The following is a 255-nucleotide window of genomic DNA, read 5'->3' as shown; positions in this document are numbered from 1 at the left end:
ATGCGCATGCAACAATTCGAAATTTTAGAACGGATGATACCATTAGCAGCTTCTTTATCATGGACATATGAACAAGCTGATATGATTGCGGATGTGGTTGAAAACATTGGAAATGCTATTAGCCCTGAGAGTACTGGGGTTATTTCCTTAAGACAGCTTCAAGAAATGAGAGAATTATTTAGAGACATGCCATTGCCCGTTACACGTGAAGAATTTGAGATACGTGCGAAGCTTGTTCAACTTGTGTATGAAATG

Annotated in this window: 1 pseudogene; it reads left to right on the top strand. The window is 38.8% G+C overall.

Annotated features, from left to right (window positions below):
* Nucleotides 1-255, top strand: a pseudogene (locus SB775_RS31580) (aromatic acid exporter family protein); the annotation flags it as partial.

It is taken from the genome of Peribacillus sp. SIMBA_075 (assembly GCF_046534585.1).
Note: the sequence above shows the minus strand (reverse complement) of the source record. Positions and strands in the feature narration are given on the sequence as shown.